Source organism: Paenibacillus woosongensis, assembly GCF_009725165.1.
In the GTDB taxonomy this organism is placed as follows: Bacteria; Bacillota; Bacilli; order Paenibacillales; family Paenibacillaceae; genus Fontibacillus; species Fontibacillus woosongensis.
Genome location: NZ_WNZW01000002.1, coordinates 476,259 through 488,717, shown reverse-complemented (window position 1 = coordinate 488,717; position 12,459 = coordinate 476,259). Strand labels below are relative to the sequence as shown.

Below are 12,459 nucleotides of genomic sequence, written 5' to 3'. Positions count from 1 at the left end.
ATGCCATCCGTCGCTTTTTACACGTTGGGCTGCAAAGTCAACTTCTATGACACAGAAGCCATTTGGCAGCTCTTTAAGAACGAAGGCTACGAGCAGGTCGATTTTGAACAGACCGCAGATGTATACTTGATTAATACGTGCACGGTCACGAACACTGGCGATAAAAAATCACGGCAAATCATTCGCCGGGCGATCCGCCGCAATCCGGACGCGATCGTTGCGGTTACGGGCTGTTATGCCCAGACATCGCCTGCCGAAATATTGGACATCCCTGGGGTGGATCTTGTGATCGGTACCCAGGACCGGGAGAAGATCATGCCCCTGATCGGCCAGCTTCAGGAGCAGCGCCAGCCGATTAATGCCGTGCGCAACATTATGAAAACCCGGGATTTCGAGGAGCTGGACGTACCGGATTTTGCAGACCGGACACGCGCCTTTCTCAAAATTCAAGAGGGCTGCAATAACTTCTGCACCTTCTGTATCATTCCATGGTCGCGGGGCTTGTCCCGCAGCCGCGATCCGCAAAGCGTCGTGAATCAGGCGAAGCAGCTGGTCGCCGCAGGATACAAGGAAATCGTACTGACCGGCATTCATACCGGGGGATACGGCGACGATCTTGAAAACTACCGCCTGTCCGATTTGCTCTGGGAGCTGGATAAGGTCGAGGGGCTTGAGCGCGTGCGGATCAGTTCGATCGAAGCAAGCCAGATCGACGATAAGATGCTGGAAGTGCTGAAGGGCTCCAGCAAAATGTGCCGTCATTTTCACATTCCGCTGCAGGCCGGAAGCAACGAAGTGCTGAAGCGGATGAGACGGAAATATACGATTGAAGAATTCGAACTCAAGATTAAGAAGATTCGTGAATTCATGCCGGATGTGGCGATTACGACAGATATTATCGTCGGCTTTCCTGGCGAGACCGATGAACTGTTCCGGGAGGGCTTCGAGGCGATTAAGCGCATCGGCTTCTCGGAAATGCACGTATTCCCTTATTCCAAGCGTACCGGTACGCCGGCAGCGCGGATGGAGGACCAGGTGGACGAGGAAGTGAAGCACGCACGCGTCCATGAGCTGATTGATCTCTCAGAATCGATGCAGCTGGCGTATGCACAGAAATTCGTCGGCGAGGTGGTCGATGTCATACCGGAGAAGGATGAGAAGGGAGTCGCAGGCGAAGGCTACGCTGCCGGTTTCAGCGACAACTACCTGCAAATTCGCTTTGAGGCTTCCGGTGACTTGACTGGAAAAGTGTGCCGGGTCAAATTGACAAAAGCGGGCGTCAACACCTGTGAAGGCCAGCTTGTACGCATTTTGGAGGATTCCTCCAGAGCATTGGCCTAACAATCTGTCCGGCTTATCGCGTGTTTGAATATCATACCTGCCTTCAAGGATTTCACCCCGGGGTGAAATCCTTGTTGTCCATTTGGGTATTATCCCCGGTAGGGGCAAGCTGAGAATCCGTTTTTTAGAGAATGTGCTACGAATAAGGAGGGATCATGTTATGCCGTCCAAGCAAATATCCGCAGGAGGCATTGTCTACCGCAGAGAAGCGGGACAATTGCAAATACAGCTCATTACGGACCGATACGGCAAAATATCCTATGCTAAAGGAAAACAGGAGAACGGGGAGACGATCGAGCAAACCGCGCTTCGTGAAATTAAAGAGGAAACCGGAATACTTGGCCGAATCGTCGAGCCCATCGATATTATTGCCTATACTTATCATCATCCGCAGCATGGAGATATCCAAAAGGAAGTTCACTACTATCTTGTTGAAAGCGAAGGCGGCATGCTGATACCCCAAACGGAGGAAATACGCAGCGTGGCCTGGTATGAGCCTGCAGTCGCTTGGGAGAGGCAGTGCAATGCCGGTTATGACAACAATGATTTTATACTGGAAAAAGCGTTAAAATTGCTGGGCGTTCAGGTTTAATCGCGCATTTTGGCAGGAGGCAGCGCCATCGGCCGCGTGGAATATTCCCGGGGCCGATGCGTCGGCCCGCTCCATTTTGACCAGATGGGCAAATAGCAAAAGGGGAGCGCGAGCAAGGAACAGACCACGTTGAAAATCGTCTGCGTATGGGCGATCTGTGCCGCGGGATCAGGGCTAAGCCAGACTGCCGCCGCTTCAAGCCATGGAACCAGGGGCATGAAGAGCACTGCGCCAAGCACGTTGAGGATGACGTGGGACCAGGCGACGAACTGTCCTGAACGGGAGCTGCCGACCGAGGCGATCAGCGGCGTAATACATGTGCCTACGTTAGAGCCGATGACCATAGCAATGCCAAATTCAATCGGGAGCGCCCCGGCAGCTACAAGCCCCATCGTCATGGCGATAACGGCTGCGCTGCTATGGATAAGTGCCGTGAGAATTGCTCCGGCGATGGCCCCCCAGAGGAGACTGTCGTCCGCGTGCATCAGCAGCCAGGAGATCACGCCGCGGTTCTCTAGAGCTGGACCGATCGACTGCATCCATTTGATCGCGATCATAATAAGGCTGAAGCCGAACGCAGCGAGCGATCCGAACTGGATCGGCCGCAGCCTTCGCGCCCAGCGTCCGCCATCCTGGCCGTGGGCATACGCTTCTTCGCCCATTACGGCGCAAGCCCATATGACGAGAGAGCCAATCATAAGCGGAATGCCGAGGCGCGAAATATTCAAGGCGATCAGTTCGGTAGTCAGGCAGGTTCCGATGTTGCCGCCGAGGATGATGCCCAGTGTCCGGCCGTAAGACAACAGCCCGGCATTGACGAGCCCGATTGTCATCACCGTTACGGCCGTACTGCTCTGGAGCACGGCCGTAACGAAGGTGCTCGATAACAGGCCCGTCCATGGCGTGCGCGTCGAGGCTTGCAGCAGTTTGATCAGCCTCGGTCCGGCCCAGGCCTGAAGCGACGCCTCCATAATTTTCATGCCAAGCAGAAACAGAGCAAAGCCAAACGTCGCCGGGAACACAATTTCGTGAAACATGAGCTCCCTCCTCTGATAAAGCTGTACAAGTTACATATATGCAGTACTTGCAGCTCTCATGCCCGAGCCTCCGGCCGGTTTTATAAGCCAGTTGCCTATACCGGGCGGCAGTGCAAGTTGAGGAGAAGCTATTTAAGAATAAGAGGAGTGGGTCAGCGTGCCATCAGTCATATTGCAACGCAGTCGTAAGAAACGGCTGGAACAGGGGCATCCATGGGTTTACAGCAATGAAATCGAGAAAATAGAGGGCGGACCGCAGCCGGGTAGCCTAGTATCCGTGTTGGACTGGAGAGGCAAGTTTCTGGCAACAGGCTACTACAATCCCGATTCGCAAATTACAGTTCGTGTCGTGTCCTATCAACCACTTGAAGCGATGGACACCGCTTTCTTCATCCAGCGCTTCGAACAGTGTCTTGCACACCGTAACAGATTTCTTCAGGAGGATGCCTACCGGCTTGTCTACGGAGAGGCTGATTTCTTGCCGGGACTGATCGTAGACCGGTTTGGCGATGTTCTTGTCGTACAGCTGCTTACACTGGGGATGGACCGCTGCCGCGACAGCATTGTTGAAGCTCTGGCAGCTGTGCTTCGGCCGGCGGGCATCTATGAGCGCAGCGACGTATCCGTCCGCGCCCTGGAAGGTCTTGAGGAGGTCAAAGGTCCGCTGTACGGCGATCCGCCGCGGCATGTGACCGTGACGGAGAATGGCCTGTTGATCCAAGTCGACATCTGGCAGGGCCAGAAGACGGGGTATTTCTTTGATCAGCGTGAGAACCGCGCTTCCATTGAACCGCTGATGACGGGTTGGGGAGAAAGGAGCGGGGTTACGCTGCAGCAGCTTCCCGCGGACGGCGGGGGATTCCGCATGGCTCCGGTCAACCGGAAGGGCAAGGAGGTTGTTTTTCCCTATTGGGACGGGGCAACCGTGTTGGAATGTTTCTCTCATACGGGCAGCTTTACGCTTCATGCATGCAAGTACGGCGCCAAAAAGGTAACCTGCCTCGATATTTCCGAGCACGCGATCCAAAGCGCCCAGGAGAACGTCAGGCTGAACGGCTTTGAGGACCGGGTGGAGTTCGTCGTGGCGGATGCTTTCGAGTATTTGCGCACCCAGGTCAAGGGGCTGGACGAACGGCGTCTGCGCGCTGCCGATACCGGCAAAGTAGACACCTCTCAGCCAATGACGGCCGGCGGTGGCCGTACCTGGGACGTCGTCATACTCGATCCGCCGGCTTTTGCCAAGACGAAAGGGGCGGTCAAAGGGGCGTGCAGAGGGTACAAGGACATTAATTTACATGGCCTGAAGCTGGTGAACGAGGGCGGTTATTTGGTTACTGCCAGCTGTTCCTACCATATGAAGCCGGAGCTGTTCCTGCAGACGATTCAGGAAGCGGCGATGGACGCGGGCAAGGTGCTCAGGCTGATTGAATGGCGGGCGGCCGGGAAAGACCATCCGCAAATTTTAGGCGTTAATGAAGGGCATTATTTGAAGTTTGCAATCTTTGAGGTGCGGAGCAAGACGTTTTAACTTATCCAGGGTGGCAAAAAAAGGAAATGACGGCAGCTGCATTAAAAGACTTCTGATTATTTTCAGAAGTCTTGTTGTATTTTGCGCGTTTACTAGTTTACAATGAACAGAACATATATTCTTGTTTGCGGCTTAATCGCTAAGATCTGTATGCTATAATGTAAATTAACAACTTTACCGTGACAAGAAGCCGCGACAGCATTGCTTCTTGCTTTGATATAAAATTTAGGTTTATGGCAGTTTTGCTGTTAGGAGGAGCATCATGTCACTTCAATTGATCATCGGCCGTTCAGGAAGCGGCAAGAGCAGCTTGATTCTGGAGCGGATTACCTCGATGCTAAGAGCCGACCCGGCGGGTCCGCCGATTATTTTGATCGCCCCGGAACAGGGGACGTTCCAGATTGAACGGGCTATCGTCCAGTCGGAGCAATTATATGGTACCGTCAGAGTCCAGGTTCTCGGCTTTCACCGTCTGGCTCTGCGGGTTATGCAGGAAACGGGTGGATCGGCGCTTATACCGATCAGTGAAGAGGGCAAGAAGATGCTTCTCTACAAAATTATGCGCAGGCACCGCAAAGAGCTGAAGCTATATAAGCAGTCGGGCGATCAGCTTGGTGTAATTGACCGGATCAATGCGCTGTACAGCGAGCTGAAGAAACATGATGCCGATTTCTCGGCTCTGGACAAATACGGGGAGATCCTCGAAAGGTCCGATGGCGAATCGCCGCTCCTGAAGGATAAGCTGCATGATCTCAGCATTATCTATCGTGAATTTGACCAGGAATTATCCCAACTCTACATAGATGCTGAGGATCATGTCGTCAAGCTTGCCGAGGGTGCTCCGAATTCTTCCTATCTTCGCGGGGCCGACATTTGGATCGACGGGTTCCAGTCCTTTACCCCCCAGGAGTACAAAGCCATCGGCGTGCTTATGTCGGCGGCCTCGTCGATGACCGTATCGCTTACGTTGGACCGTCCTTATGATGACGGAGCTCTGCCGCATGAACTGAATCTGTTTCATTCCACAGCGGTAACTTACATGAAGCTTCGCGAGCTTGCGGAGGAATGTGGAGTGGAGGTTAAGCCGGCGGAGGTTCTCGGCGTCCGTCCGTTTCCACGCTTTAAGAGCAATGTGACATTATCGCATTTGGAGTTTGCCTATGAACACCGGACCCCGTGGAAGGGCGCGGCGGCGCCGGAGAATTTATCGGCCGCATTGTCTCTGCAAGCGGCAGGCAGCCGACGCGTGGAAATTGAAGGAGCCGCGCGGGCGATGGTTGCCCTGGCCAGGGAGCAGGGGGCTAGATGGCGTGACATGGCTCTGCTTGTTAGAAATTTGGAGGACTACGACCACCTCGTCGGCCCGTTATTTGAGGAATACGGCATTCCCTATTTTTTCGACCAGAAGCGGAGCGTCCTCTATCATCCCATGGTAGAGCTGATTCGGGGCGCCCTGGACGTTGTGTTGAAATTTTGGAAATACGAGGATGTATTCCGCTGCGTCAAGAGCGAATTTCTACTGCCGCTGGACGGCAGCTTGACGCGCAGCGATATGGACCGGCTCGAAAACTATGCGTTGGCGAGTGGGATTCACGGCTATCGCTGGAACGATGGCCGGCCATGGAAGGGCACGCCCAGCCTGTCACTAGAAGGACCTGAGCGTCCGGCCGAGCAAGCGGAGAACGAGTCCATGCGCTTGCTGGAGCGCTGCCGCGAGGCGATTGTAACGCCTTTGTCCGCTTTCGAGACGAGATTGAAGCGGAGCCGCAATACCCGTGAAATGTGCACGGCGGTCTACAGGCTGCTCGAAGATACCGAGGCTGCCCACCGTCTAGACAAGCTGGCGCATGAAGCCCAGCGCCAGGGAAGGCCGCAGGAGGCAATGGAACATCGCCAGCTATGGAGCGCCGTCCTGGACCTCCTTGATCAAATCGTAGAAATGATGGGAGAAGAGGAGCTTAGCCTGGATATATTCGCTGGAATTATGGAGACGGGGCTGCAGGATCTCAAGCTGTCTCTTGTTCCGCCATCCCTGGATCAGGTATTGATCGGGAGCACGGATCGTACGCGTTCAAGCCATGTTAAGCATCTATTTCTGCTTGGAATAAATGAAGGCATCATGCCTGCCAGCCTCCAGGAAGAAGGCGTGCTCAACGATCAGGAGCGGACACGGCTCTCCGAGATCGGCATCGGGCTCGCCCCTGGCCTGACAAGAAGACTCCTTGATGAGCGCTTCCTTATTTACGAGGCCTTGTCGGCGGCGAGCCGCTCGCTGTGGCTAAGCTATCCGCTGGCTGACGAAGACGGCAAGGCCCTTCTGCCCTCCGAGGTTATCCGGCATGTAAAGACGATTTTTCCGAGTCTGCAGGAACGCTTCCTGGCGGAAGCTCCAGCCGCGGGCGATCCCGAGCAACAGCAGCTTGAATATGTGAGCCGTCCGGCGCCAACGTTGTCCCGGTTAATCGATCAACTGCGGCAATGGAGAAACGGCGAGCCGATCTCTCCGGTATGGTGGGACGTTCTGGGCTGGTATAAGACCAGCCCGGAATGGGATGGCAAAGTTGCTCGCCTGCTTGGCTCGCTGGAATACCGCAACAAGGTGCGGGGGCTATCTGCCGCGACGAGCCGGCGATTATACGGCAAGCGTCTTCGGACGAGCGTGTCCCGGATGGAGAAATTTTCGGCTTGTCCGTTTTCACATTTTGCCTCTCACGGCTTAAAGCTGAAGGAACGGCAAATTTACCGGCTGAAGGCGCCGGATATCGGCCAACTGTTCCATGCGGCGTTAAGCTCGATGGCGCTTACGTTCAAGGAACAGAATCGCAGCTGGGGCAGCCTTTCCCCCGAACAATGTCTGAAAGAGGCGGAGGAAGCGGTTGACCGGATTGCGCCAAAGCTGCAGGGTGAAATTCTGCTGAGCTCGAAGCGGTATGGGTACATTACCCGCAAGCTTAAGAATATCGTGGGCCGTGCCTCTATCATTCTCGGAGAACATTCCAGAAGAGGCAGCTTCGAGCCGATCGGCCTGGAGCTGGATTTCGGTCCCGGGCAAGCTCTTCCCCCGCTTACCTTTGAGCTTCCAAACGGATGCGTCATGGAAATCGTCGGACGGATCGACCGGGTTGACGTCGCGGAGGGAGAGCAGGGGCTGCTGCTAAGAGTTATTGATTACAAGTCAAGCCAGACGGATTTGAAGCTTCACGAGGTGTATTACGGCTTATCGCTGCAAATGCTGACCTATCTTGAGGTGCTGCTTGCGTCCAGCGAATCGTGGCTTGGGGAAAGGGCAATGCCCGCGGGCACGCTGTACTTCCATGTTCATAACCCGCTGCTGCAGAGCAGCAACGGCATGAGCCCGGAGCAAGCTGAACAGGAGATGCTGAAACGATTCAAGATGAAGGGACTGCTGCTTGCGGATAGGGATGTCATTTCCAAGATGGACAGCGTTTTGGATAAAGGGTATTCCGATATTCTTCCGGTCGCCGTCAAAGCCGACGGGGGCTTCTACAGCAGCGCTTCTGTCGCTACGGAAGAGCAATGGCACAAGCTGCTTCGATCGGCCAAGCGGACCATAACGGAAATCGGAACGAGAATTACGGAAGGAGACGTCCGGATCACTCCGTATCGGTTGGGCACCGAGACGGCATGCACGCACTGCGCCTTTAAGCCGGTTTGCCGTTTTGATGAAACAGTGGAGGACGTTTCTTATCAGGTACTGAGCAAGCCCGGCAAGGATAAGCTGTGGGAGCTGTTCGAGCAAAATGACAGAGAGGAGGGGCAAAGATGAGCATACCGAAGCCGCCGGGCAGCTACTGGAGCGACGATCAGTGGAAAGCGATATCGCTGTCCGGAAGCAATATGCTGATCGCCGCAGCGGCCGGCTCGGGCAAAACGGCAGTGCTGGTGGAACGCATCATCCGGAAGCTGTGCAGCACGGATCAGCCGCTTAGTGTGGACCGCCTGCTTGTTGCGACTTTTACTAAAGCAGCCGCTACGGAAATGAGGCAGCGCATCAGGGAGGCGCTAGAGAAGGAGCTGTCCCGGAATCCTGCGAATGAGCATCTGGGGCGTCAGCTTGCCATGCTGGGGCGTGCTTCGATTACGACCCTTCACTCTTTTTGCATGGAAGTGATCCAGCGCTATTATACGTTGATCCCGCTTGACCCCGGATTCCGCATCGCATCGGAAAGCGAGACGGCCCTGCTTCGCCAGGAAGTGCTCGAGGAGCTGTTTGAGGAGAAATATGCTCTCGAGCGGGAGGACAGCCCGTTTTTGCGTCTGGTGGACTGGTTTGGCGGAGAACGCAGCGACGATGCTGTCTTTTTCCTGGTGCAGAAATTGTACGATTTCTCGCGGAGCCATCCGTGGCCGGACTTTTGGCTGCGGCAGGCCGCAGAGGCTTTTGCCGCTCCTGGCGTGGAGGCTTTGGAGAAAAGCGTGTGGGTCAGCAGCATACTGAGCGATGCGAAGCTGACCCTCGAAGGAGCTGTTCAGCTGCTGCGGCAGGCCGAGGCGATCGCGATGTCCCCTGGCGGACCGCAGCCTTACGCTGCCACGCTGGAAGAGGACATCGCGATGGTCGAGCTGATGCTGGCTTACGTTCATGAAGGGCAGTGGTCTTTGCTGCATGGGAAATTCGATGCCGTCGCGTTTGGCAAGCTGAAGCCGTGCAAGAAGGATCAGACCGATCCGGCGCTGCAGGAGCGGGTTAAAACGCTTCGCGAGGAAGCAAAGAAGACGCTCACAGAGCTGCGTACGCAGCTGTTCGGCCGCTCGCCCGAGGCGTTTCTGGACGAGATGAACCAGATGGCTCCGCTGATGGCCGAGCTGTCTTCTTTCGTTATGGAATTCGCCGAGCGGTACCGCAAGGAGAAAACGGCCAAAGGCTGGCTCGACTTCTCTGACCTTGAGCATTACTGTCTGCAAATTCTGCGGCATCCGGAGTCAACTTGGGAGAAGGTCATGCCTTCCGATGCCGCGTTGGAATATCAGCAGCAATTCGAAGAGGTTCTCCTCGACGAATATCAGGATACGAATACGGTGCAGGAGGATATCGTCCGGCTGATTTCCCGGCGGGAGCCGGGCAACCGCTTTATGGTCGGCGACGTGAAGCAGAGCATATACAGGTTCAGACTGGCCGAGCCTGGACTATTCCTGCAGAAATACCGGAGCTATGGCGGGGATGCGTCGGCGGAAGGGCTTAGAATTGACCTTGCCCGCAATTTCCGCAGCCGGCGGGAAGTGATCGATGCCGTCAATTATGTCTTCCGGCAAATCATGAATGAGACCGTTGCGGAAATTGCATATGATTCCCGTTCGGAGCTCGTGTATGGGGAAGGCTACCCTGACAATGACGGGGAGGACTACCGCCCTGAGCTGCTTCTGATCGACCGGAGCGGCGATGCGGCTGCAGAGGGTGAAACGCCGGCAGCGGAGGGCGAGTCAGAGGGAGCTAGAATCGACGAGGAGCTTGCTGATTTGGAGGCGGTTCGTCTGGAGGCCCGGGCCATTGCGGCCAAAATTCGGGAGATGCGGCAGAAGCCTCTGCGCATTTACGATAAACATCTGAAGGGCTTGCGTCCCGTAGAATACCGGGACATGGTCATTTTGCTCCGCTCTACATTGACCTGGGCTCCCGCCATGATGGAGGAGCTTCGGATGGAAGGCATCCCGGCCTATGGAGAAGTGAGCCAGGGGTATTTCGACGCCTCTGAGGTCGAAACGATGATGTCCCTGCTCCAGGTCATTGATAACCCGATGCAGGATATTCCGCTGGCCGCTGTCCTACGTTCACCGCTCTGCAATTTGTCCGAGGAGGAGCTGGCTGAAATACGCCTTGCTGCTCCAAAAGGCAATTTCTATGAGGCTGTGCAGGCTTACATTGACCCGGAGAAGACGGATATGGCAGGGGCGGAGGCTGCGTCATGGGCTTCGGCTGAAGCTTCGACAGCTGCTATGGCAGAGACTGCGGAAGAGACGACAGCAGAGATAAGGAATAGCGGGCTGCTGGCGCCAGAAGCCCTGGCAGATGAACCTAAAGGTCCACTTGCAGCTGCATCCTCAGGAGAAAAGGGCGGCGAAGCTGGAACAGCGCCGGGCGAGCTTTGGGCCGCGGAGCACTCGGCGGCTCATGCCGGAGTAAAGCACGCTTCGTTAAGGGACAGGCTAATCGTCTATACGGGGCAGCTCGAAGCTTGGCGGAATAAAGCCAGGGAGGGTGAACTTGGCGACCTGATTAGGGACATTTATCGGCAAACCGGATTTTTGGATTGGGTCGGCGGCTTGCCGGGAGGAGCTCAGCGGCAGGGGAACCTGCGGGCCCTTCTTGACCGGGCTAGACAATTCGAGAAATCCTCAGCCGCGCGCGGCCTGTTCAGGTTTTTGAGATATATTACGAGGCTGCGGGAGAACGGCGGTGACCTTGGCGCGGCGGCTTCTGCCGGAGAACAGGAGGATGCGGTTCGGATTATGACCATCCACAAAAGCAAAGGGCTGGAGTTCCCGGTCGTCTTTGTAGCGGGCTTGTCCAAAATGTTCAACCGGCAGGATTTGAATACGCCGTTCCTGATGCATAAGGAAATGGGCTACGGGCCTAAATACGTCGATGAGAATACGCGGGTGAGCTATCCCACGCTTCCGAATCTGGCGATTCGCCGCCGGGCGCAGCTGGAGCTGCTGGCCGAGGAAATACGGGTGTTGTACGTGGCCCTGACCAGACCTAAGGACAAGCTCATTCTGATTTCCTCGGTCAAAGATTTGGCCAAGTCGGTGGAGTCATGGGGAAGCATTCTGGCGAGCCGCACTGAGCAGCTTCCTGATTATTTGATTGCCCGGGGGCGCAGTTACCTGGATTGGATCGGGCCTTCGTTAATCCGCCACCCGGCTGCGGCACAGCTTCGCGAATTCGCCGGGTTACCGGAGCCTTCAGCGGACTATGGACAGGGAAGCGGTCCGGACTGGGTGGTCGGCTTCATCGCCGCCGAGCAGTTCGTGACTGCCTATGCGCAAGCGGCAGCAACCAAAGCTTGGGCTCCGGAGGAGAAGGCCATGCTGCAGGCGCTGGTAGCCGGCGCTCCTGTTCCTGTCCGCCCGGCGGAGGATACGAGGTTCGAAGATGCCGTGAGGGCAAGGCTGGACTGGCGCTACCCTTACGAAATGGCCGGCCGGATTTCGGCCAAGACGTCAGTTACCGAAATGAAGACGCTTTTGGCCATGCAGGAGGAGCCGCCGATGGATTGGCTCGCCGTAGAGGAAGCGCGCATGGAGCGGCGGAACGTTCTTGAAGATAAGGCCGAATACAAGCTGCATTTGCGCCGTCCGAAGTTTATGGAGGAGAAGCGGATGACGCCGACCGAACGGGGAACGGCATATCATTTGCTCATGCAGCATCTTCCTTTTGACCAGGAGGCGGACGAAGAGACGGTTCGCCGGACGCTGCAGCAGCTTGTGGAGCTGCAGATCATGTCCCGGGAGCAGAGCGCGGAAATGGATACTGCACGGGTTGCCGGATTTTTGCAAAGCCCGCTGGGCGTTTTGCTGCGCCAGGCTGACTGGATTCGGCGGGAGATGCCGTTTAGCTACGGCCTGTCTGTAGAGGAAGCTTACCCGCGGTTCGCTTCGGCTACAGCGGGCGTCGCAGATGAAGCTGAAGCGGACGGGAAACGGCTGGCGATTGAGGAATTGGCCGGAGAGACCGTGCTGATTCAAGGGATTATCGACTGCTTGTTCGCTGTCGGGGATAAGCTGTACTTGCTGGATTATAAAAGCGACCGGGTGCTGGAGCACCAGGGAGGCGTGCCGGCGCTGGCGGAAACCTATCGTTTCCAGCTCGAGCTGTACGCCAAAGCGATCGAACAGATCATGGGCCGCAAGGTCGATGAGAAATGGCTGTACTTTTTCGATCATGGGGAAGCGGTCAAATTGCAGGACTCATCGCAGTAGTTTCAATTTGGAGGAGGAAC

General features: G+C 55.9%; 6 protein-coding genes. 5 read left to right on the top strand and 1 reads right to left on the bottom strand.

All coding sequences use genetic code 11. The features are described from left to right. Both mtaB and GNP95_RS08735 read left to right on the top strand, forming a co-directional pair. Nucleotides 1-1,341, top strand: coding sequence for a tRNA (N(6)-L-threonylcarbamoyladenosine(37)-C(2))-methylthiotransferase MtaB (gene mtaB / locus GNP95_RS08740; RefSeq protein ID WP_155610448.1), 1,341 nt, complete (start codon nt 1-3; stop codon nt 1,339-1,341). Between the two features lie 160 nt (nt 1,342-1,501). After that, nucleotides 1,502-1,933 carry an NUDIX hydrolase gene (locus tag GNP95_RS08735; RefSeq protein WP_155610447.1) on the top strand — a complete coding sequence of 144 codons (432 nt, stop codon included), beginning with the start codon at nt 1,502-1,504 and terminating at the stop codon, nt 1,931-1,933. On the opposite strand, the gene GNP95_RS08730 is transcribed toward GNP95_RS08735, so the two are convergent. Further along, nucleotides 1,930-2,970, bottom strand: coding sequence for a Na/Pi cotransporter family protein (locus tag GNP95_RS08730; RefSeq protein ID WP_155610446.1), 1,041 nt, complete (start codon nt 2,968-2,970; stop codon nt 1,930-1,932). The genes GNP95_RS08735 and GNP95_RS08730 overlap by 4 nt on opposite strands. A gap of 157 nt (nt 2,971-3,127) precedes the next feature. Between GNP95_RS08730 and GNP95_RS08725 the strand changes: the two genes are divergently transcribed. The 3 genes from GNP95_RS08725 to addA all read left to right on the top strand — a co-directional run bounded on the left by GNP95_RS08725 (nt 3,128) and on the right by addA (nt 12,439). Beyond that, complete coding sequence (locus GNP95_RS08725; protein WP_330163318.1) at nt 3,128-4,498, top strand: class I SAM-dependent rRNA methyltransferase; 1,371 nt, start codon at nt 3,128-3,130, stop codon at nt 4,496-4,498. 262 nt (nt 4,499-4,760) lie between these two features. Then, nucleotides 4,761-8,285 (top strand): helicase-exonuclease AddAB subunit AddB, encoded by a 3,525-nt coding sequence (gene addB, locus GNP95_RS08720; RefSeq protein WP_155610445.1) that lies wholly within the window; start codon nt 4,761-4,763, stop codon nt 8,283-8,285. After that, nucleotides 8,282-12,439, top strand: coding sequence for a helicase-exonuclease AddAB subunit AddA (addA, locus tag GNP95_RS08715; RefSeq protein WP_155610444.1), 4,158 nt, complete (start codon nt 8,282-8,284; stop codon nt 12,437-12,439). The genes addB and addA overlap by 4 nt, the downstream gene beginning before the upstream one ends. The last annotated feature ends 20 nt before the right edge of the window (nt 12,440-12,459 follow it).

Bases quoted from the DNA above. Each gene is read 5' to 3' on its own strand.
- GNP95_RS08735 (WP_155610447.1), top strand. From the start codon at position 1,502: ATGCCGTCCAAGCAAATATCCGCAGGAGGCATTGTCTACCGCAGAGAA.
- GNP95_RS08730 (WP_155610446.1), bottom strand. From the start codon at position 2,970: ATGTTTCACGAAATTGTGTTCCCGGCGACGTTTGGCTTTGCTCTGTTT.
- addB (WP_155610445.1), top strand. From the start codon at position 4,761: ATGTCACTTCAATTGATCATCGGCCGTTCAGGAAGCGGCAAGAGCAGC.
- addA (WP_155610444.1), top strand. From the start codon at position 8,282: ATGAGCATACCGAAGCCGCCGGGCAGCTACTGGAGCGACGATCAGTGG.
- mtaB (WP_155610448.1), top strand. From the start codon at position 1: ATGCCATCCGTCGCTTTTTACACGTTGGGCTGCAAAGTCAACTTCTAT.